Source organism: Rhodococcus sp. IEGM 1354, assembly GCF_030056855.1.
Classification (GTDB): domain Bacteria; phylum Actinomycetota; class Actinomycetes; order Mycobacteriales; family Mycobacteriaceae; genus Rhodococcoides.
This window is the reverse complement of the sequence record NZ_JASHKT010000010.1, coordinates 149,021-170,275: the sequence shown is the minus strand read 5'-3', so window position 1 is coordinate 170,275 and position 21,255 is coordinate 149,021. Positions and strand designations below refer to the sequence as shown.

21 protein-coding genes are annotated in these 21,255 nt (G+C 65.1%); 10 read left to right on the top strand and 11 right to left on the bottom strand.

Annotated elements, in window-relative coordinates; genetic code table 11:
* Positions 1-27: 27 nt before the first annotated feature.
* The gene (locus QM588_RS20765; RefSeq protein ID WP_283316231.1) at positions 28-1,131 is read left to right on the top strand and encodes a lipase family protein; all 1,104 of its coding nucleotides are present in this window, start codon (positions 28-30) and stop codon (positions 1,129-1,131) included.
* Here the strand turns inward: QM588_RS20765 and QM588_RS20760 are convergent.
* Genes QM588_RS20760 through QM588_RS20745 form a run of 4 tightly spaced genes read right to left on the bottom strand, consistent with a single transcriptional unit; the run spans position 1,128 to position 5,609 of the window.
* The gene (locus tag QM588_RS20760; RefSeq protein WP_283316175.1) at positions 1,128-1,943 is read right to left on the bottom strand and encodes an SDR family oxidoreductase; all 816 of its coding nucleotides are present in this window, start codon (positions 1,941-1,943) and stop codon (positions 1,128-1,130) included. The two genes, QM588_RS20765 and QM588_RS20760, sit on opposite strands and share 4 nt — an antisense overlap.
* Positions 1,940-3,547, bottom strand: a complete 1,608-nt coding sequence (mhpA, locus tag QM588_RS20755) for a bifunctional 3-(3-hydroxy-phenyl)propionate/3-hydroxycinnamic acid hydroxylase MhpA (protein ID WP_283316172.1) — start codon at positions 3,545-3,547, stop codon at positions 1,940-1,942. The genes QM588_RS20760 and mhpA overlap by 4 nt, the downstream gene beginning before the upstream one ends.
* Positions 3,544-4,479, bottom strand: coding sequence for a fumarylacetoacetate hydrolase family protein (locus QM588_RS20750; protein WP_283316170.1), 936 nt, complete (start codon positions 4,477-4,479; stop codon positions 3,544-3,546). The genes mhpA and QM588_RS20750 overlap by 4 nt, the downstream gene beginning before the upstream one ends.
* Positions 4,476-5,609 carry a VOC family protein gene (locus QM588_RS20745; protein WP_283316167.1) on the bottom strand — a complete coding sequence of 378 codons (1,134 nt, stop codon included), beginning with the start codon at positions 5,607-5,609 and terminating at the stop codon, positions 4,476-4,478. The genes QM588_RS20750 and QM588_RS20745 overlap by 4 nt, the downstream gene beginning before the upstream one ends.
* Positions 5,610-5,733: 124 nt before the next feature.
* On the opposite strand from QM588_RS20745, the gene QM588_RS20740 reads away from it, so the two are divergent.
* On the top strand, positions 5,734-6,378 hold the full coding sequence (locus tag QM588_RS20740) for a TetR/AcrR family transcriptional regulator (protein WP_283316164.1): 645 nt from the start codon (positions 5,734-5,736) through the stop codon (positions 6,376-6,378).
* A gap of 16 nt (positions 6,379-6,394) precedes the next feature.
* Here the strand turns inward: QM588_RS20740 and QM588_RS20735 are convergent, their stop codons facing one another.
* From QM588_RS20735 to QM588_RS20720, 4 genes are read right to left on the bottom strand one after another with little or no spacing between them, the layout of a single operon-like run.
* Positions 6,395-7,228 carry an SDR family NAD(P)-dependent oxidoreductase gene (locus QM588_RS20735; RefSeq protein ID WP_283316161.1) on the bottom strand — a complete coding sequence of 278 codons (834 nt, stop codon included), beginning with the start codon at positions 7,226-7,228 and terminating at the stop codon, positions 6,395-6,397.
* Positions 7,225-8,748, bottom strand: a complete 1,524-nt coding sequence (locus QM588_RS20730) for a flavin-containing monooxygenase (protein ID WP_283316159.1) — start codon at positions 8,746-8,748, stop codon at positions 7,225-7,227. Before QM588_RS20730 ends, QM588_RS20735 begins: the two co-directional genes overlap by 4 nt.
* 15 nt (positions 8,749-8,763) lie before the next feature.
* Entirely contained in the window at positions 8,764-9,873 is a 1,110-nt protein-coding gene (locus tag QM588_RS20725; protein ID WP_283316158.1) for a PDR/VanB family oxidoreductase, read from the bottom strand.
* Positions 9,870-10,784, bottom strand: a complete 915-nt coding sequence (locus QM588_RS20720; protein ID WP_283316156.1) for a metal-dependent hydrolase — start codon at positions 10,782-10,784, stop codon at positions 9,870-9,872. The genes QM588_RS20725 and QM588_RS20720 overlap by 4 nt, the downstream gene beginning before the upstream one ends.
* A 102-nt stretch (positions 10,785-10,886) precedes the next feature.
* Between QM588_RS20720 and QM588_RS20715 the strand changes: the two genes are divergently transcribed.
* The 3 genes from QM588_RS20715 to QM588_RS20705 are packed head-to-tail and all read left to right on the top strand — an operon-like array spanning position 10,887 to position 13,445.
* Complete coding sequence (locus QM588_RS20715) at positions 10,887-11,471, top strand: TetR/AcrR family transcriptional regulator (protein ID WP_032385878.1); 585 nt, start codon at positions 10,887-10,889, stop codon at positions 11,469-11,471.
* Positions 11,472-11,491: 20 nt separating this feature from the next.
* Complete coding sequence (locus QM588_RS20710; RefSeq protein ID WP_283316153.1) at positions 11,492-12,547, top strand: ABC transporter substrate-binding protein; 1,056 nt, start codon at positions 11,492-11,494, stop codon at positions 12,545-12,547.
* A gap of 10 nt (positions 12,548-12,557) precedes the next feature.
* On the top strand, positions 12,558-13,445 hold the full coding sequence (locus tag QM588_RS20705; RefSeq protein WP_283316152.1) for a siderophore-interacting protein: 888 nt from the start codon (positions 12,558-12,560) through the stop codon (positions 13,443-13,445).
* Positions 13,446-13,460: 15 nt separating this feature from the next.
* Here QM588_RS20705 and QM588_RS20700 read toward each other — a convergent pair whose 3' ends face one another.
* Positions 13,461-14,072 carry a TetR/AcrR family transcriptional regulator gene (locus QM588_RS20700; protein WP_283316151.1) on the bottom strand — a complete coding sequence of 204 codons (612 nt, stop codon included), beginning with the start codon at positions 14,070-14,072 and terminating at the stop codon, positions 13,461-13,463.
* A gap of 138 nt (positions 14,073-14,210) precedes the next feature.
* Between QM588_RS20700 and QM588_RS20695 the strand changes: the two genes are divergently transcribed.
* From QM588_RS20695 to QM588_RS20675, 5 genes are read left to right on the top strand one after another with little or no spacing between them, the layout of a single operon-like run.
* Positions 14,211-15,638, top strand: coding sequence for a flavin monoamine oxidase family protein (locus QM588_RS20695; protein WP_283316149.1), 1,428 nt, complete (start codon positions 14,211-14,213; stop codon positions 15,636-15,638).
* Entirely contained in the window at positions 15,620-16,099 is a 480-nt protein-coding gene (locus tag QM588_RS20690) for an SRPBCC family protein (RefSeq protein ID WP_222064988.1), read from the top strand. Before QM588_RS20695 ends, QM588_RS20690 begins: the two co-directional genes overlap by 19 nt.
* Positions 16,096-17,031, top strand: coding sequence for a carbohydrate kinase family protein (locus tag QM588_RS20685; protein WP_032384200.1), 936 nt, complete (start codon positions 16,096-16,098; stop codon positions 17,029-17,031). Before QM588_RS20690 ends, QM588_RS20685 begins: the two co-directional genes overlap by 4 nt.
* Positions 17,031-17,693: a class II aldolase/adducin family protein gene (locus tag QM588_RS20680; protein WP_283316147.1), complete on the top strand. Its 663-nt coding sequence runs from the start codon at positions 17,031-17,033 to the stop codon at positions 17,691-17,693. Before QM588_RS20685 ends, QM588_RS20680 begins: the two co-directional genes overlap by 1 nt.
* A gap of 3 nt (positions 17,694-17,696) precedes the next feature.
* Positions 17,697-18,896 carry an MFS transporter gene (locus QM588_RS20675; protein ID WP_283316146.1) on the top strand — a complete coding sequence of 400 codons (1,200 nt, stop codon included), beginning with the start codon at positions 17,697-17,699 and terminating at the stop codon, positions 18,894-18,896.
* Here QM588_RS20675 and QM588_RS20670 read toward each other — a convergent pair whose 3' ends face one another.
* Together QM588_RS20670 and QM588_RS20665 are read right to left on the bottom strand one after the other, a co-directional pair.
* Entirely contained in the window at positions 18,897-20,474 is a 1,578-nt protein-coding gene (locus QM588_RS20670; protein ID WP_283316144.1) for an acyl-CoA synthetase, read from the bottom strand.
* A 134-nt stretch (positions 20,475-20,608) separates the two neighbouring features.
* Positions 20,609-21,238 (bottom strand): TetR/AcrR family transcriptional regulator, encoded by a 630-nt coding sequence (locus tag QM588_RS20665; protein ID WP_336620088.1) that lies wholly within the window; start codon positions 21,236-21,238, stop codon positions 20,609-20,611.
* Positions 21,239-21,255 lie beyond the last annotated feature (17 nt).

Here is a 21,255-nt window from a genome sequence, read left to right as displayed (position 1 = left end):
GCAGTCGTCGCAGCACTCGCCTCCACCATGGCGAGTTCGACCTTGCTCGCGGCCCCGGCTTCCGCAGCACCGACGATCACCCAGAACATCGGCGACGTCGTCTCCAGTCGCGCTCTACCGCAGGAATTCTGGATCCCCGGCTCGTCCTCGGCCGAGGTGCTCACCTACGTCACCACCGACACGTTCGGCGAAAAGGCCCTGAGCACCGGCACCGTTTTCCTCCCGCAGGGCACTGCGCCCGAGGGTGGGTGGCCGGTGATCTCGTGGGCCCACGGCACCTCCGGGCTCGGCGACTCGTGTGCGCCGTCGGTCGCGGGACCGGCGTTGGCGCAGCGAGATCTGCCGTACCTCGGTAACTGGCTCGCGCAGGGATACGCCGTTGTGGCCAGTGACTATGCCGGCCTCGGCACCGAAGGATTGCAGGCATATCTGGACGGGCGGACCACGGCGCACAACGTGGTCGACATGGTGAAGGCGGGCCGCAACTACAGCGACCAACTCTCGCGCAAGTGGGTGACGGTCGGACAATCCCAGGGCGGCGGCGCAGCGATCTACACCGCGCGCTACGCAACCGAATTCGGTGGACCGGATCTGGACTATCGCGGCGCAGTGGGTACCGGAACTCCCGCGTACATCGAGAAGCTCGTCTCGATCGGCGGACCGGGGATGCCGCCGGTGGCGCTCCCGGCCGGTCTGACCGCGTACGTCGTGTACATCGCTGCGGCTCTTCGCTATTCGCACCCCGAGCTGGGCCTGGACGATATCCTCACCCCCGCCGGAAAGAAGTACGCGGATCTGGCCGAGACGGCCTGTGTCGCGGACCTCGAGGAGCAGCTCGAGGGCGTCAAGGTCGGTGATTTCTTCACTGCGCCGTTGACCAGCCTGCCGAATTTCACCGCAGTACTCGACGACTACATGGCCATGCCCGAGGCCGGCTTCGACAAGCCGTTCTTCATGGGTCACGGCCTACGGGACACCGATGTCCCGTTCCCGACCACCGCCGCCTACGTCGCCAGGCTCACCGCCAACGGTCAGCCGGTGACCTTCCGACCCTACGACGCCGATCACAGCGGAACGCTCGTGCAATCACAGGCCGACACGATTCCGTTCGTCGCAGGGCTGTTCCGCTAGGTCACGGGTCGCTCGCTGGGCAGTCCGTATGCCCGGGCGGTGAACTTTTCGAGCACGGTGCGCGGCAGCAGTCGCTGCGCCATGAACACTGCGGGAGCATTGCTGCCGACGGCGTAGAGGGGTCGAGTCCTCTTGTCCTCGACGGCTTTCAGGACCGTCTCGGCCACGGTGTCCGCCGAGATGCCTTGTGCCTCTTTGGCGTCGAGGTGCGAGATCACTGTCGTGAAATCGCGCAGATACGGCGAATGCGGTCCGCAGTACTTGGTGCGGCGGGCGGAGAGTCCGGTGGCGATGGAGCCGGGCTCGACCGTGGTGACGTCCACCCCGTAGGGCGCGAGCTCGAAGCGGGCCGCTGTCGAGAAGCCCTTGATCGCTGCCTTGGTCGCGGCGTAGGACGAGCGGTAGGCCAACGGGAAGCTGGCCAGCATCGAGCCGATGTTGACGACCTTGCCCCGACGGCGTTCGCGCATCCCCGGCAGTACGGCTTGCATGAGCTCGACGGCACCGAACACGTTGAGCTGGAACAGCCGGGTGACCGCCTCGATGGGGAGTTCCTCGACGGGGCCGCACTGGCTTTCGCCCGCATTGTTGATCAGAACATCGATCTCCACGTCGGCCAGTCCGTCGACGAACGTCCGGATGGAGTCCGGGTCGGTCAGATCGAGATCTCGGTACTCGACCCCGGGGATGGGGTCGACCACGGTGGAACAACTGCGGCTCGTACCGATGACGCGGTAGCCGCGAGCGAGCAGTAGTTCGGCGACGGCTTGGCCGATACCGGACGTGGCTCCGGTGACAAGTGCGGTATTCATCTGCGCCTCTTCGTTGCGGTGTTTCTGGTTCTCGGGGTGGCTACTGCCGCCGTGGGAGTGGTTCGATCGATTCGTCGCAACCTGGTGCTCGGAACTCGGGTGTGCAAGGCCGGCACCGACTTACCCGCCGCCATGACGGTTCGGTCCGGTCGTACGACAGCCGCTACCGCGTGACCGCGCCGCAACCACAGCCCGAGCTCGGAGGAGGCCGCGACCTCGACGACGACAGCGCCACGACGATCGATCTCGCGTCGCTGTTCGACGGTCAACGGGGTCGTCGAGACGAAGAGAAACTGTCCCGGCGCGATGCTGTCCAGTCGGGCGCCGTTGTCCAGGGAGCTGTTGGGGCACAGCGCGCCTATCACCGAACGGATCTGCGCTGCCGGACGCTGGACGAAATCGGAACGGGTGAGCGGGGGAGTGGCGCTGTCGGACACCTTCGCTCCGATGAGGGGCAGGTGGCCGAGAGCCGGTGCGAGCGTGGTGCGCAGAATTCCGGTCAGTCGGCTGCCACCGGTCATTGTCCAGCCCATGGCGACGGCCATCCGAATCATGGCCGTGGCATGAGTCTTTCGCTCGATTTCGTAACTGTCGAGTGCCGAATCGGAGACGTGCCCGTCGAGGGCCCCGGCGATCTTCCAGACCAGGTTGCGCGCATCGCGCAGACCCGCGCCCATTCCCTGTCCGATGAACGGTGGAGTCAAGTGCGCCGCGTCGCCGAGGACGAACACACGTCGATCTCGCCAACGGCCGGCGACCTGCGCCCGAAATGTGTACTCGGCGCTCCGAATCAGCTCCATGGCGGGGTCGTCGACGTGCCGCAGCCACGGCGCAATGAGCGGCCGGACGGCCGCGAGATCCCCGAACTCGTCGAGGGTTTCGCCGTCGAGCATCCGAAACTCCCAGCGGTAGCGGGTGGAGCCGATCCGCATGTACGTGGCGGATCGTTCGGAGTCGCACACCTGGTGAACGCCGTCCCACTGATCGAGCTCGGCATCGGTGGCGATATCGATGACCAACCACCGCTGCGCGAACCCGAGATCCTCCATCTTCGACCCGATGGACCGGCGCACGATGCTGTTGGCACCGTCGCAGCCCAGTACGTAATCCGCGGTCACCCAGTGTGGGGTTCCGTCCTCGGTGGATGTGTACGACACTCGGACGGCATCTTTCAGGTTCTGCACGTCGGTGATCTCGCATCCGCCGCGCATCTCGATCGTGTCGTATCGGGCGATGTGCGTGCGCATGAGGCGCTCGAGGTCCGGTTGATCGAACATGTTCGCCTGGGGATAGCCGTGCGGTCTGTCGTCGGGATCGCGTTCGAACTCTGCCAGGGTGCGCAGGTCCTTGGTGCACAGTCGCAGTCCGCGACCCGGGCGTGAGATGTCGGCGAAATCCTCTGCGACACCGATGTCGTGCAGAATCCGGTACACCTCGTCGTCGAGATGCACTGCGCGCGGCTGTGGATAGACGTCGGCCCAGCGGTCGAGTACCAGGCAGGAGATACCGTACTGCGCCAGCAGCAGAGCGGCCGTCATGCCCGTCGGACCGGATCCGACGATGACCACCGGGTGGTGCGTGCCGTCGGATCCGCGTTCGGTCATCGGTACGAGACCCGGGTGCGCTGCACTCCCAGGTCGAGGGAACCGTCGGGAGTCGAGCACGTCAGTTCGAGAACGTCGCCGTCCTGCAGGAAGTCGGGATTCTTGGCCTGCTTCTTGAAGAACACCTTCCATTTGAGCGCCGGCGGGATCAGAGATCCGATCATCTCGATCGGCTTGGCCGGAGCCTTCAGCGCAGTACCACCGGGAGTGCCGGTGAGCAGCAGGTCGCCCGCGTCCAACCGCTGGAAATTGCTCAGCGCCTTCAGCGATTCGACCGGCCGGTAGATCATGTCCGCGACCGTACTGTCTTGTCGCACAGTCCCGTTGACGCGTAGCGTCAGAGTCAGCTCGCCGAACCGGTCGAATTCTCCGGCCTCGAGAAGAAGTAGTCGTGGGCCGACCGGCGTGAACGTGGGGTACGACTTACCTTCGTAGAACTGGGTTTTCGGTAACTGGACGTCTCGCGCAGACACGTCGTTGGTGATGACGAGTCCGGCGACGTACTCGGCCACGTTGCTGGCGTCGATCTTGGTGCCGACGGTCAGCGTCTTGCCGAACACGAGGCCGATCTCGATTTCGTAGTCGAGGAGTTTCACGTGCGTCGGCTTGACGATGTCGTCGGTGGGGCCGCTGATCGAACCGGACGTCTTCCGAAAGAACGTCAGTGGCACCGTGTCGGGGTTCATTCCCGAGTCCTTGACGTGTGAGACGAAATTGGTCATGTTCGCCACCACGCGGCACGGTGCGGTGACCGGGGAGACGAGCGAAAGAGTCTCCACTGCAACCACATCGGTGCCGGTACGGGCCGCATTCACAGCGGCGCGATCGGCGAGAAGCTCGGCGGTCGTGGTTGCCGACGTGTCGATGCGCGACGCCCCGGCCGGGGTCTCGACCCACCAGGCGTCGGCGGTGCGTAGTACAGCGATGCTCATGAGGAAGCCACTTTCATCAGGCCGCGAAGGCGTTCGGTGTCGAACTCGTTGTCGGTGCGTAGGGAGGACAGGATCGATTTGAGTTCGTGCAGAGAGGCTTTGCTCGGGGCGATACCGAGAAAGTCCTTGGATGCCGGTGGGCCCCATTGGGCGAGGCCGGATGCCGTCATCGGCGCCCAGCCGGGTTCGAGCGAGCTGTCGAACATGTCGCCGTCGCTGAAATGCTCCACCAGGAAACCGTCGGGATCGCGCCAGTAGTCGAAGATCTGACTGCCCTGGATGTGTCTGCCGATGCCCCAGGAGTGCTTGTACCCACGCTCGGTGAGGAATTCCCCACCGGCGGCGATGGCGTCGATGTCGGTCACCTGGTAGGCCGAGTGCACGTAGCGATTCGACGGGCCGAGAGTCATGGCGAGCGTGTGGTGATCGGACGGGATGCTGCCCCGATCGCAGCGGATGAAGCTCATCACCGGCCCACGGTCGCGTTGGCCGTCGTAGTAGAGGAAATCGCTGACGATCAGACCCAGGTGGTGCAGGTACCAGTTCAGGTTCTCCAGATAGTCCACTCGCTGCAGCACCACGTGCCCGAGCCGTTGGACGCGCGCCGGCTGACGCGGTGGTCGCTGGGTGGCGTTGATCCGGTTACGTGGATCGCCGAAGTTGTAGGTGTGCGCGTCCTGGCCCGGCAGTTCGGGATGTTCGGTGTAGCCCGACACGATCTGTACTGGCTGTCCGCCCGGATCGGTCAGAGTGACGGCGATGCCGCCGAGAGTGTCGGGCAGTCGGTGCACGCGCTGCCCCGTGGCATCGGCGAGGCGAACGACGTCGGCGTCCTCGGCGGCAGCGAAGGCTGCGCCGACGAACCGCGTTCGCTTGCCGCGGCGAATTATCACGCACGGTGAACCGACGTGCGTGCCGCGCAGGTGAATCTCTTCGGACGTGCGCAGTGAGACGGTGAAACCGAATGCGACCGCGAATGCCTCGGCCTTGGCCAGGTCGGGTTTGCGGAACTCGAGCCAGGCGATGTCGCGCACCTTGATGATCGGATCGGTGGCTTTGCCCGGGTGTTCGCCTGGAAGCGCGCCCTGATCCACATGCATGTTCTTGTGGCCGTCGACGTCGTGTCCCATCAGCCCTCCCTCGTTGGTGACACTATCGTCACCTATGACTAATCGGTCAGTCAAGAGTGTTGACAAATTCGTCAGCGGTGAGGAAGGGTCAAGGCGGCGACAAGTGCACTCAGGAGTAGGGACCATGACCGAAACCCCGAATCGCCTCGAGCGACGTAAAGCACGCACGCGCGGTGCCCTCATCTCTGCGGCGCAGAGCTTCATTGCCCGCGGGGAGTTGCACGTACCGATTGCCGAGATCACTCAGGCTGCAGACGTCGGCATGGGGTCGTTCTACAACCATTTCGAGAGCCGAGAGCAGCTGTTCCAGGCCGCGGTCGACGGTGCCCTCGAGCTGTTGGGCATCTACCTGGACTCGCTGAGCGACACCGAGGACGATCCTGCGGAGGCATTCACCCGGTCGTTCCGCATCGCCGGCCGACTGTTCCGGCAACAACCGGATCTGAGCCGAGTGCTCATCCACTCCGGGCCGGAGTTGATCACCTCGAAGCACGGCCTCGGCCCGCGGGCCTCGCGTGACATCGAAGCCGGAGTACTGAGCGGGCACTTCCGCGTCCAGGACACCCAGCTGGCTCTGGCTCTGGCAGCGGGGGCACTGCTGGGCATGGGGCAACTACTGCTCGAACAGCCGGAACGCAGCGACGTCGATGCCGTCGACAACATGGCGCACAGTGTGCTGCTCGCCCTCGGAATGTCCGACGCGGATGCACGCGGGCTGTGTGCGCGGACCCTGCCTCCGCTGGACGCGGTTCCGAGCGTCGACGCGTAACGGGCCCGTCCGGGTGTCAGTGCGCCCGGCTGTGTTCGAGGTCGCGAATGATATCGCCGACTGCGTTGTCACGCAGTAGCTTCCACTCCAGGATCGGGTCGAGGATCCCACGGAACCAGAAGTACGGTGCCCACACTGCAGGGGCGATCAGCCGTGCTCGACGCGTACGGACCGCGTCGACCAGGAGGTCCGCCGCCCGTGGGGACGGGAGTCGACGGCTCAACGGCCAGGGGAGAAATGCACCGATCCGCTGCCCCATCGGATCGTTGTCGAGGGTGTGGCGCGCCAGATCGGTGTCGACCACCCCGAAGTACGCCAGACCGGCCGATGCGCCGACCGCTGCGAGTTCGATGCGTAGCGCGCGGCCCAGTTGTTCCACGGCTGCCTTGCTGACCATGTAGGCAGACCCGCCCATGCCTGGAGTGAATGCAGCACAAGACGATACGAGCAAAATGTGTCCACCGCTGGTCACGATCTCGTCCGCCGCGGCGCGGACGATGGTGAGCACACCGCCGAAGTTGACCGCCATGACGGAGTCGAATACCGCGCGGTCGACGGTCCTGATGGTGGCAGGCGGCGGTGTGATGCCGGCGTTGGCGATCACGATGTCGATCCCGCCGAAGGCGCGCACCGTTGCCTGCACGCACTCCGTCATCGCCTCCGGATCCGTGACGTCCCCGGTCAACAGCAACACCCGTGCAGAGCGCGCCGCGTCGGTCGGGAAGTGAAGATCCACCACGGCCACGGACGCACCGGCGCCCACCAGTTTTGCTACGGTCGCGGCACCGATGCCGCGTGCACCGCCGGTCACCAGTGCGACCTTGCCGGTGAGATCCATGTGGTGCTTCATGCGGACTCCTTGGTGACGGCGAGTGTGCCCGGCACATCGACAGTGGCACTGCGGCAGCAATAGTGGTCGAGTTCGATGGTCGACATACGACGGGTGAAGTTGCGTACCGAACCCGGCCAGTAGGTGACGTTGCGGCCCGATGGGCTCAGGTAGTAGCTGCTGCACCCACCCGAGTTCCACACCGAACCGGCCAACCGTTCGTCCGTATAGTCCGCGAATTCCGTTTGTGCAGTGCGGGTGACGTCGATTGCGGCCAAGCGCTTGTCGTCCATCGCCCGAAGTGCTGCAAGAACGTAGTTCACCTGTGCTTCGATGGTGACGACCTGCGAGGTGTACACCACGGCGTTGGGGCCGAGCACCATGAAGAAGTTCGGAAAACCGTGCACCGTCGTCCCTCGATACGACGACATCTCCCCGTCGGGCCAGGTCTGCGCCAACGACCGACCGCCTCGACCGACGATGCGCCGGAAGCCCGAATGCCCGGCGACGGTGAAACCTGTTCCGAGAACGATGGTGTCGACCTCGTGGACGGTTCCGTCGGTCGTGACGACGCCCTCGGGCACGACGCGAGAGATGGCGGTGGTCTCGACGGTGACGTTGTCGCGGCACAGGGCGGGGTAGAACTTGTTCGAGAACGTCGGCCGTTTGCAGCCGAATGTGTAGGTGGGAGTGAGCTTCTCGCGGAGTACGGGATCCTTCACCTGTCTGCGTAGGTGAGCCCGGCCCAGTGCAGTCAACGGCGTCAGCAGGCCGCGGTGCCGAATCAGGCCGGGCACCAGAGCTTCCTGGAACAGATCGAACGTACGACGCATGGCGCGCTGAGCCGCCGGAAACTTCCTGAGCGCGGATCTGCCGGACTCGGAGATGGGCCGGTCCGGGTGGGGAAGGATCCACGTGGGCGTGCGTTGAAAAATCGTCAGATGTGCGGCCGACGGAGCGAGTCGGGGTACGAACTGCACCGCCGATGCGCCGGTGCCGATGACGGCGAGACGCTTACCCTCGGCCGAATGGTCATGGTTCCATCGGGCCGAATGAAAGACGTTGCCTCCGAACGATTCCAGACCGTCGATACTCGGAGTGGCGGGTTCACTGAACGGGCCGAGGGCTCCGATCAGAATCCGAGAAGTCCATGTTCCGCCGCTCGTTCGCACGATCCAACGCGCCCGGTCGTCGTCCCACGTCGCGTCGAGCACCTCGTGTCCGAATCGGATTCGATCCCGGATACCGAACCGGTCGGTGCAGTCGTTGAGGTACTGCTCGATCTCGGGCTGCAGCGGATACAGGCGGGTCCAGTCCGGGTTGGGTGCGAACGAGAACGAATACAGCGCCGAGGGAATGTCGCACTGGGCGCCGGGATAGGTGTTCACGTGCCACGTCCCGCCGACCGCGCTGTCACGCTCGAAGATCAGAAAGTTGCCGCGGCCTTCCTGTTCGAGCCTGATCGCAGCTCCGAGACCGCCGAAGCCGGCACCGATGATGGCGACGTCGATGTGCGGCGCGGCAGAGTCGTTGTCGGTCATGATGTGTGGCTCCTTCTACAGATCGAGAACGACGACGTCGCCGTCGACCGCGGCGCGTGAGACGCACAGGGTGAGTGAGTTCTCGCGTTCGGTGCGGCTCAGCACGCGATCGCGATGGTCGACGCGTCCGCCGGTGAGGCCGACGACGCAGGCACCGCAGAAACCCTGGCGGCACGAGAACGGCTGATCGGGACGAACTCGTCGGAGGGCGTCGAGGGCGGTGTCCTGTGCGCCGACTTCGACGGTGTCGCCGGACCGTGCGAGCTTCAGCACGAACGGACGGCCGTCGACCACGGGGGCGGGCGCGAACAGCTCGGTGTGGAACTCTCGAACCGCGGTACTTCGGGCGGCCTCCTCGCGCAGCCGGCGCGAGAGTGCCGCGGGGCCGCAGACGTACAGGGCCGAGGATCCCGTCCCGAGATCGACGATGTCCGACGGACTCGGAAGTCCGTCCACATCATCGGTTTTGATGATCACGTGACCGCGGGAGGTGAGAGCCGACTGCTGCAGTTCGGCGACGAACGGCAGACTCGCACGAGATCTGCCGTGGTAGTAGAGGGTCCACCGTGTGCCGTCGGCGACGGCTCGCTCGATCATGGACCGAATGGGCGTGATGCCGATGCCGGCCGCGACGAACAAGTAGTGCTCGGCGGCGGCCATGGGAAATGCGTTGCGGGGTCCGCGGACTCGGAGGGTGTCTCCGGGAACGAGACCGTGGATTTCGGTCGAGGCCGTGCCGCCGGGGATCCTGCGGACACCGATGCGATATCGATCTCCTCCGGCCGGCCGACCTGCGAGCGAATACTGCCGAACCGAGCCTGCCGGTGTGGTGACGTCGATGTGTGCACCGGGCAACCAGGTCGGCAATGCGCTTCCGTCGCTGCGAAGCAGTAGAAGTGAGCGCACGTCCTCGGCCTCGTCGACGATCTCGTCGATGGTGGTCTCGAATTCGTAGCCGACGCATCTGCGCGGGCGCGCCGGGGACAAGGCGGTCACGACGGACGAGTCGGTGACCAGTCTTGCGTACACCCGAGACGCCGCAGCGATGGCTCGGAGACCACGGCCGGGGTCGGTCACCGTGATCTCACCCAGATGGCTGTGCCTCGAGGCTGTTTCGGTGGTCACTGCTGGGCCGCCAGTGCTGCAGGTGACGTCGCGAGATAGCGCACCGCCTTGTCGATATCGCCCATCTTCGACGGGTGAAAACCCGGTCGGATGTACAGGGCGAGTTGGACGAACAGAAACGACAGGCCCGGTATCAGTTGCTTGCGGGATGCTCGTGCGAAGGCGAGGGGCCAGGGGGTGCGAAGTCGGCGCTTCCCGGTGCGCGGGGTGGCCACCGCGTTCTTGTACAGGTACGCGGCGGTGCTGAACCAGAGCACGGCCAACCCCGCGCTGGCTATCACCGCGGTGCGGGCGCGGCGAAATCCACCCCCGTCGACGTAATGGAAGGCGTCGAACGCCACGTTGCGGTGTTCGAGTTCCTCGGCCCCGTGCCAGCGGAGCAGGTCGAGCATCGTCGGGTCGACGCCGAGGCGGTCGAATTCGGTGTTGTCCAAGAGCCATTCGCCCACTACTGCGGTGAAGTGCTCGGCTGCGGCATAGATGCCGAGACGCTCGTTCATCCACGCTTTGCCTGCGCGGCCGATGAGTCCGTGATCGCCGAACACGACGCCCACTGCAAATCGAATGCGCTGCAAGATCGGCTCGATGTCGACTCCGTGCGCGACGAGGTACGTACGAAAGCTCTCGTGCGAGGACGCGTGCGTGGCTTCTTGTCCGACGAATCCGACGACCTCCTCGTGCAGTCTGCGGTCGTCGATGTACGGAAGCGCGAGTGCGAACACGTCTGCCATCGCCCGTTCGCCCTCGGGCAAAACCAGATGCATGACGTTCCAGAAGTGCGTGGCGTACCACTCGTGCGGAATGTACTGCAGCGGAACGCCGGTCCAGTCGAACGTCACCGCGCGAGCCACGATCGCGTAGGACTCGTCCAGGTGGCGCGCGTTCGGGTCGATCGCTCTGTCACGAGACATTCGAGCTCCATTCGTCGAAATGCTGATGCGGTGATGCTACATAGCAACAGATAGTGTTGCAATGTTGCATTCAGTCATCGAGGGTGCCGTTAAGATCGGACGATGCATCCAGACGGTGACGACGGGCCGATCCTCGATGCCGCGTTGGAGTTGTTCGGCGAGGTCGGCATCCCCAGAACGACCATCGGGGACGTGGCCAAGCGCGCCAAGATCAACCGGGTGACTGTTTATCGCCGCATCGGATCCAAGGACGAGCTGGTACGGGCGGTCATGGCCCGTGAGTCGACGAGACTGTTCGTCGCGGTGGCGGCAGCGGCGGCCGAACAATCGTCACGGGCGGATCGTGCCGCACACGGATTCGCGACGACGATCGAGTCGGTGCGAACCAACCCCGTCCTGCTCAAGATGTTCGACTCCGAGAGTGCGCTGGTACTCGAACAGTTGACGACCAATGCGTCGACCCTGCTCGCGTCCGCAATAGACGCTGCCGCCCAGATCGCCCGGGGAGGGCTGGACTCGGACAGTTTCGCAGTACCCGACGCCCCGGAAATCGTGGTCCGCGTCGTACATTCGATTCTGCTGACTCCGGCAGCCGGCGCTGCACTCGAGACGTACGACGATCTGCTGGCCTTCGCGCACCGCAGCATCGTGCCGTTGCTGGTCAGCGGTGACCACCGCAGCACGTAGTTAGGCTAGGCTGCCCAGTCATGCCTCGATTCTTCGCGTTCCACGGCCGCGCGACCGGCCCGTCCAGACGTTCCGCCGGTGCGCGGCTGTACACGCTCGGCGGCGCTCTTTCCCTGGCCGCGATCGCTCTGGTCGGGTGCTCGACCGCCACCACGGAACCGTCGAGTCCAGGCGAGACTGCGAGCACCAGAACTGTGCAGGACTACTTCGGCCCGGTCGAGGTTCCCGACCGACCCGCCCGGGTCGTCGCCGCCGATCCCATCTCGCTGGCCTTGATGCTGTCGCTCGATGTGAATCCCGTGGCCGCGTCCTTCAACCCGCTGGCGCTACCCGCGCACGTCGACGAGCGCATCGGCGACATCGCGAACATTGCGGGTGAGGGTGGCGGCTTCGATCCCAACGTCGAGGGAATTCTGGCTCAGGACCCCGACCTGATCGTGGTGGTCGCCGGGTACGACGGCGAAGGCGAGAAGGCCTGGAACAAGGAGATCTACGACAAGCTCGCGGCCAGCGGAGTGCCGACCTACGGCTTCGCCTACAACGACGGGGTGTCGCTCGAGGATGTCTCGCACGGGGTAGCGGCCGTAGGGGATGCGCTCGGAAAGCAGAGCCAGGCAACGGACCTCATGCAGGGGCTGACCGATCGCATGGCCGCGCTGAAGCAGCGGGTTGCCGACGCGGGCCTGGCCGACAAGCCGGTCTCCGCTGTTCGATTGAGCGAGCGCGGGGAGTACTCGATTCGCGTCGGCACGGGTGAGAGCATCGCCTTCCGCGGTGTGGGCATGGCGCAGCCCGAGGGCCAGCAGGATCCCAGTGTGTTCCGTATCGACATCACCGACGAGACGCTGAACATTCTGAACTCCGCCGACACCCTGTTCGTGTACACCGACCAGGGTGCCGACAGTGAACGGGACGCGATCAGTGCTGCACCGCTGTGGTCGACACTGCCTGCGGTGCAGCAGAATCGGGTGCACTGGGTCTCGGCGAGCGTGTGGAATTCGTCGGACCCGATCGGCCTGAACAGGATCATGGACGACATCGAAACGATGTTCGTCGAGCCGGCAGAGCAGAGCTGAACGCCCTGTCATGGCCGGTCGACGTGACGAGGGTGGATATCTCACCGCACGGGTAGTCCAATCGAAACGATTGTCACCGTCGCTGATTCGCGTCGTGTTCGATGCTTCCGCTGCACGCGGGTTCGAGTCGAGCGGAGTGCCCGACGAAATCGTGCACCTGTGCTTTCCGGCCGACGGAGAGGACGTACCGCCCGAGATGACCCGACGCGACGGCGTTCTCGCGCACCATGACGACGTGGTTCGTGAATGCCGCAATTACACCGTCCGGTGCTGGGACGAGAACCGGATCACGATCGACTTCGTGGACCACGTCGGCGGCGTGGCCGCGGACTGGGCTCGATCGGCCGAACCGGGTACGGCGCTGGGGATGTGGGGAACACGGTCGTGGTACGAGCCGCCCGCCGACACGGAGTGGATGTTGTTGATCGCCGATCTACCGGGGCTACCCGCTCTGTGCCGTGCTCTCGAGCAGCTGCCTGCCGGACTGCGCGCGCATGCGATCGTCGAGGTGGCTCACGACGACGACGTGTTGGACGTTCGATCGGCAGCCTCGGTGACGATGGACTGGAGGGTAGCCGGAAACGGGCGCGCACCATCGCAACTCGTCGATGCTGTGCGCACGTTCCGAGTTCCGGCAGGAAACGGGTACGTCTGGTTCGGCGGGGAGGCGTCGGTGGGTAGAGGCGTACGGAAGTACTTCCGCAGTGAGGTCGGCTTACCTGCTAGCCGCATGGCCATCGTCGGCTACTGGCGAGACGACAAGGAAGCATGGATCGAACGCTATGAGAGAGTGGCCGATTCACTGATCGACGACTACGAGCGAATGGCGGCCACCGGCATGGGAGAGGCCGAGGCCGAGATCCACTGGGACGAGATCCTCGAGCGCGCTGGTTTGTAGCAACGCGGGCTGTGGTCAGGGTGCCCGATCGTACGAATCCAGAACCCGAAAAAGTGCGTCTCGCAACGCAGTTCGATTGCCACCCGGTGTCGGCCTTGCGATCTCGTGCAGGGTGTAGCCGTCGATCAAAGCCAGGAAATGCCGAGCCGGTAGATGTGGTTCCGGGATGCCGAATGCTCCGAGCGCCGCCTCGGCCGCTTCCTCGATCATCCGCATGATTCGGTGTACCGAATCCGTCAGCTCGGGTCGTCTGCGTACGGCGAGGTATGCCTCGAACTGGACGAGGGAGTCGTCGTCCTCGGGGGAGGACAGCATCGAGACGAGGTCCATGATCGCGTCGGCGAGATCGTCGCGAGTGAGCCCGCCGGTGTGCGCGACGTCGAGTAGAGCCGTCACTTTCGCTGTCACGTTCTCGGCGATTCGAGTGATCGCGGCATCGATGAGTTCGCCGACCGAGCCGAAGAAATAGCTGGTGGTCGACGGCGGAAAGCCGGCGGCGTCGGCCACGGACCGAAACGAGACACGTTCGAGTCCACGCGTTCCGATCACGCCGATGGCAGCGTCGACCAGCGCGTCGCGGCGCTCCTGGCCACGTGCGTATCGAGTCTTTCGGCGCTCGTCGGTCATCGATACAACGTAGCCGGGGCGCTGTCGTATACCCCCATCGCAGTGCTTTCCAGCAGGCGCTTTCGATCAATCCTGGCCGAATGGCCAATATTGAGCTACTGTCGCCGCTACATCGAACAGCCCTGACAAGGAGCACCCATGACCGACATTCCGGAAGCCTCGCGTGTGGACGTAGTGGTCGTCGGCGCAGGACTCGCGGGTCTGACCGCCGCCAGGGAACTGACGGCCGCGGGGTTGATCGTCCAGGTCCTCGAGGCCAGAGACCGGGTGGGCGGGCGGACGGTCAACTATCCACTCGGTGAGAACGCGGTGGTCGAGACCGGCGGACAGTTCGTCGGTCCGACGCAGGACCACATCCTCCGCTTGGCCGCGTCGGTGGGCGTCGGGACGTTCCCCGCGTACGACATCGGATCGAGCATGTACGTCAAGAACGGACGCGCCCGACGCTTCGACGGCGGGGTCCCGCCGGACCTGGCGGCACTTCCGGACGTCGGGATGCTGGTGGCGCGAATCGATCGGGCCGCCGGGCAGATTCCCGTGGGCAGACCGTGGGCTGCACCGCGTGCGACCGAGTGGGACACCCAGACTCTCGCCACCTGGGCCCGGAGGCACGCGGCCACCGACGGTGGAGTGGAGCTACTCGACATCCTGCTCGGTTCGGTGTTCGGTGGCACATCCGCCGACGTGTCGGCGCTCTTCGGCCTGGCGTACATCGCCGGGGCGGGCAACGAGTACACCCCCGGCACCGTCGACCGGTTGATGAGTGTCGCTGGGGGAGCGCAGCAGTGGCGATTTCTCGGTGGCTCGCAGGCGATCTGCATCGAAATGGCGTCGCAACTCGGTGATTCGGTCCGCCTCGATACTCCCGTGCGCCGCGTGGAGCAGTATCCGGATCGTGTGGTGGTGCACAGTGATACCGAATCGTGGGTGGCCCGATCGGTCGTTGTTGCGATTCCGCCCGCTCTGGCTGCCCGAATCGACTGGAGCCCAGCGCTGCCCGCACCTCAAGACGCACTGTTCCAGCGGATGAACTTCGGCGGATTGGCCAAGTGTGAGGCCGTGTATCCCGAACCGTTCTGGCGCGCGAGCGGGCTCTCCGGCCAGGCACTCTTTCGCGACAGCGACGTACCGGTGTCCTCGATGTTCGACAACTCGCCTCCCGACGGAAGCCACGGAGTGCTGATGGGGTTCGTCGGCACCTGGGGCGCAGCCTGTCGAGGAGGTCGAAACTGGTCCGAGGGCAACGAATCCGAGCGACGTGGTGAGGTTCTTCGGGCATTCGCCTCCGCGGTGGGGCCGCGCGCACTGGAACCGACCGAATGGATAGAACTGGACTGGACCCGCGAGCAATGGACCCGTGGTGGTCCCACCGCGGTGTTGACGCCCGGCGTCTCGACCGGACTGGGCCGGTGGCGCGACACCGCGTTCGGTCGGGTGCGGTGGGCCGGTGCCGAACACTCCGACTATTGGAACGGATACATGGACGGTGCTGTGCGATCGGGTGAAAAGGCGGCAGCAGAAATACTTTCGACCGAAGGAGAACTCTCGTGGAACAACGCTTCGTAGTCTCGGCCCATCGCACCCTGTCGGTGAGCCCGGAGGAAGTGTGGGCACTGACCAGTGACACCAGACGCTACGCGGAATGGGTCACCGACGTTCGGGCCGTCACCACGCATCACGGCAGCGCGCGCACCGGCGGTGTCTACACCGAGGAGGTGGCGACGCTCGGTCGCTTCACCAGTCACGCCACATGGACGGTTCGGCACCTGGAACCGAACCGACTGCGGATCGATTCGGGAGAAGGATTCGCGCCGCTGACCAACGTGGCCAACGTATTTCGCTTCGCACCGCTCAGTGACGCAACCTCCACCGCAATGACCTTCGAGTTCTGGTTCGATGTGGCTCCGGGCTGGCTGGGACGTATTGTGCGGCCGATCGCGACCGCCGGGATGTCCGCACGATTCGACGTCTCGATGTGCAACCTCGAGGCGCTGATCCTCTCCGAGCGAACCGCGTCGATCCGATGAGAGAACCGGCGGAAGTCCTCACTCTCGGGGTGCACGTACTCGACACTCTGGTTCGTCCGGTGACCGAGATACCCGACGGTCAGCAGGCCGTACTGGCGGAGCAGATCGCGCTATCGGCCGCGGGCACCGCCGCGGGAACGGCGCTGGTGCTGTCCCGACTGGGTGCCGCGGTACACACCGCAGGAGTTGTCGGTAATGATTCGGCAGGCGCGTTTCTCCTGCAGCTTCTCGCCGATGACGGGGTGGACGTCTCCCTCGTTCATCGCATGGACGGGGTGCAGACCTCGGCGTCGGTGTTGCCGATCAGGCCGGACGGATCCCGGCCGGCTCTGCACGTGATCGGAGCCAACGGCTATCTGGCTCGACATGTTCCGTGGAACATGTTTCACAACGTCGACTTCCTTCACCTCGGCGGACCCGAGTTCTTCGGACCGGACACCGCGTGCGACATCGCACGCCGCGCCCGCGAGGACGGCGTCGTCGTCACTGTCGACAGCCTGGCACCGTCCGTTCCGGAAGGACTCGGTGCGTTCGCCGCCGCGCTGCCCCACGTGGACTACCTGCTGCCCAACGACGAGCAGGTCCTCGGCTGGACCGGCTGCGCCTCTGTCGAGGACGGGTGTCGTCGACTGCTCGAGCTCGGAGCGTCCTGCGTGGTGGCCACCGCGGGGGCGTCGCCCACTCTCGTCGTCACGGCCGACGGGGCCGTCGAGGTCCCCGCATACTCCGTGGACGTGGTGGACACCAGCGGATGCGGAGATGCGTTCTCGGCCGGGTTCGTTCGTGGACTGTCCCTGAATCTGAACATCGTCGAGTCGGCCGAACTGGGCAATGCGACCGCCGCGCAGGTGGCTCAGGGCCTCGGTACCGACTTCGGCACCTACGACCTCGACTTCGTCCGAAAGTTCGCACGTACCTGCAGGACCATCTGATGCCGGCCGACGTGGACGAGCTACGGCAGTCCGTCGCCGAGACCGCCCGGCAACTGGGCCGACGGGGCCTGGTTCTCGGCACCGCAGGCAATGTCAGCGCACGCGCGGGTGATGTGGTGGCGGTGACGGCGACCGGACTGGTGTTGGCGAACGCCACGGTCGAGGACGTCACGCTCGTCGGTATGGACGCAGTCGTACGTGCAGGTGCGTGCGAGCCGACCTCGGAACTCGGCCTGCACCTCGGCATATACGCGTCGTCCGAGGTGCAGGCGGTGGTGCATGCGCATTCTTCTGCAGCCGTTGCTCTTTCGCTCGTCGCGGACGCACTGCCGCCCGTGCACTACGCGCAGCTGGCCCTCGGCGGCAGGGTCCCGGTGGTGCCGTTCGCGCCGTTCGGTACGGCCGAGCTCGCCGACGCGGTGGTGGCGGCGATGCGTTCGAGGTCGGCGGTGATCATGGCCCATCACGGATCGGTGGCCACCGGTCACGATCTCGGGGCCGCGCTGTCGAACATCGAACTGCTCGAATGGCTCTGCGGGGTATATCTATCGGCCGCGTCGGTGGCCCGCCCACGTGCTCTCACCGACGCACAACTGGCGGCAACTCTGGACGAGGTGGTGCGTCGGGCCTACGGAACAGCAGCACCCGTGCGAAGAGACTGACCGATGGCCACCCGGGTGCGCCCGCTCTGGATTGCCGTGTTCTCCATGGCGTGGCTGGGCTATTGGATGGCCGATCTGGTTCCGCTGCAGCTGCTTCTACCCGAGCGGTTGCAGGAGATCGATCCGCAATCGAAGGTGTTCGACTTCGCCGTGATCAACGCGGTCTCTGCCGTGGTGCTTCTGATCGGTCTGCCTGTGTGCGGGTCGCTGTGCGATCGCACTCGCAGCAGGTTGGGGCGACGGCGCGTCTGGTTCGGCGGCGGTGTCCTGTTCTTCGCCGGTGCGTTGGTGGTCACCGGGCTGCAGAACACCGTCTTCGGAATCGGGGCGGCGTGGTCGGTAGCGATGCTCGGATTGAGTGCTGCAACAGCAGGGTTGACGGCCGTGGTGGCCGACCGTGTGCCGGACGAGCAGCGTGGAACGGTGTCGAGTGCGATCTATGCGCCACAGGCACTGGGCGTGGTGGCGGGCCTGGCCCTGGTGTCCACGCTCGCCCTATCGGTACTGGGCGGGTACCTCTGCGTGGCGATCGCCCTGGTGATCTGCGCGGTGCCGTTTCTGCTGTCGTATCGCGAAACCGACTCACCGACAACGCTGTTGAGCCTACGCAGCATCGTGGCCTCGCTGCTCGATTCGTTGCGTCACCGCGACTTCGCGTGGGCCTTCGGGGGTCGAATCCTGGTCAACGTGGCGAACTCCCTCGGCACCTGCTACTTGCTGTTCTTCCTCAGCGACGGCCTTCGAGTCGCCGATCCGACGGCATCGCTGCTCGAGGTCACCGTCGTCTATCTGTTCGCCTGTGTGCTGTGCACGTTCACCTTCGGTCCGTTGTCGGACAGGATGCGTCGCCGAAAGATCTTCGTGGCGGTTGCGGCATCGATGCAGGCCGTTGCCGGCTTCGTCCTGGCGGTACATCCCACGATGGACGCGACGTTCGTCTCGGCTGCGTTGCTGGGCGGCGGATTCGGCGCGTACATGGCCGTCGATCAGGCACTGGTGACCGGGGTTCTTCCGTCCGCCGACAGTCGGGCGACCGATCTCGGCGTGATGAACATCGGGGCGATCGTTCCACCTGCCATGGCTCCGCTGATCGCGAGCGTGTTCCTCTCCACCGTCGGTGGGTACCCGGCTCTGTTCGCGGCAGTGGGGGTACTGGCCGCACTCGGGGCAGCCGTGACATGGCAGGTGAAATCGGTTCGGTGATCACAGAGTTCGTGTCGTGCCCGGGCGCGAATCCGTCGCGGTTCCGAGCGCTTCCTTCGCGACGTAGGCGTCACGCAGGTCGCGCTTGAGGATTTTGCCTGCCCCGCTCATGGGAAGAGCCGTGACGAACTCGATGGTGCGCGGAGTCTTGTATCCGGCAACGTAGGTGCGGGTGTGCTCGCGCAGTTCGGTCGTAGTGGGTGAGGGTCCCTCGGCCAGAACGACACACGCATGGACACGCTCGCCCCATTCCTCGTCCGGAACGCCGATCACAGCGCAGGCCAGAACGGCGGGATGACGACTGAGCGCACTCTCCACCTCGGCGCTGTAGACGTTCTCACCTCCGGTGATGATCATGTCCTTCAGGCGGTCGACGACGAACAGGAATCCGTCGGAGTCGAGGTAACCCACGTCGCCGGTGTGCATCCAGCCGTCTCGAACGGCAGCCGCTGTCTCCTCCGGCTTGTTCCAGTAGCCCAGCATCACGTGTCCACCGCGGACACAGATCTCGCCGACCGAGCCGGTGGGCATCTGCTCGTTGTCGGGTCCGAGAATCTCGATCTCGGAGTGCGGGGCCGCGCGACCGGCCGATCCGATGCGTTCTCCCACATGATGTTCCGGCCACAAAAGAGATGCGACCGGCGCAAGCTCGGTCATGCCGTAGGCCTGCGTGAGGCGGGCCTGCGGAAGCCTGGCCAGGGTCCGCTCGAGAACGCCGGCGGAGATGGGCGATCCTCCGTACAGGACGCGGCTCAGCGACGAGGTGTCGAACTCGCTCAACGTGGGGTGGTCGACGAGCAGCTGAATCATGGTCGGCACCAGCAACACGTCGGTGACGGAGTGCCGCGCAATTGCGCCGAGGACGGCGGTCGGCTCGAAGAACGGAACCATGACATGGGTGCCACCGAGCATGACCTGACCCACCCATGCGGCCAGATCGGCGAGATGGAACATCGGGGCGGCATGGAGAAGAACCGAGGCGTCGTCGAGCAGCTGTCCGGTGGCCACCGTCCCCAGGCCGGAGGTCACCAGATTCGCGTGCGAGAGCATGACGCCTTTGGGGAATCCTGTGGTGCCGCCGGTGTAGAAGAGGCCGGCCAAGGCGTCACCACTGCGCCGTACATCGGGAACGGGATCGTGGGATGCCACCAGACCCACGTACGACACCATGCCGTCAGGGGTGGAGCCGTCACCGCAGTAGACGACGGTGGCCAAGTCGGGACATGACGCGCGTAGAGCCGGAACCATCGCGCCGAAGGTGTCGTCGACGATCAGAACCTTCGTCCGAGAGTCGTTGAGCGCATAGGCGACTTCGACGGGGGACCACCGGATGTTGACGGGATTGAGGACGGCATCGGCCCACGGGACCGCGAGCAGGTATTCCGAGTATCGGTCGCTGTTGAAGGCGAGCATTGCCACTCGATCGCCGCTCTCGACGCCGACGGAATGCAGGCCGGCCGCCAATCTCGCCACACGATCGATCTGTTCCGAGAAGGTGCGCACACGATCGCCGAACACCGTTGCTGCGCGATCGGGCGTGGTGGACGCGGATCGATGGAGGCCTTGAGTGAGATACATGGCGAGGTCCCTTGTGCGAGAGGGGGCGACATGCGCCCGAGTGAATACGGTCACAGTTCCACCTTGTTGGCACGGTGTCAATAGTAACGGCATGGAAGGACGCCTGGCCGTATACATCGAAAAGAATTGCCCGGCTAACGATCTGGGGCGTCGTCGAGAGACTGTGCAGTCGCGAGAACGGTGACGAGTACGTCCGTCAGTAGTACTTCCACCTGGTCCCGGGTCAGCGTGCCACGCACCAGCCACTCGCGGCCCGCTGCCTTCACCATGCCACCGAACGCCCGCACCGCCGACGTTGCGATGCGTCTGTCGCCGCGGCGTGTCTCGAAAGCCGTTGCATCCAGCACACGTTCGGCAGCAAGGTCGTCGGCCTCGTCCAGAATGTGCGCCACCTGCTCGTCGACGCCCGAGCCGCTCGCCACCGACACCCATGCAGTGCCGTGCGTTTCTATGACGCCCACCAGCCAGTGCACACTCCCGCGGGCCCTCTCCTCGACCGAGCCCGTGGGCAAGTGCACGTCCTCGATCGGTGGCACGGTGACCAGGAAACGAACACACTCGAGGTACAGATCGCGTTTGCTGCCGATGTAGTGGTGGATGAGCCCGCGTGCAACACCCGCAGCCGCAGCCACGTCGGCCATCGAGACCTCGGCGTACGGCTTGTCACCGAACAATCGAACGGCGGCGGCCAGAATCTGCGTCCGGCGCTCGTCCGGTTCCAGTCGGTTCCACTTGGGTGTACTTGCAGCCGGCATGGTTGTCATGATCGCACCGAACCGAG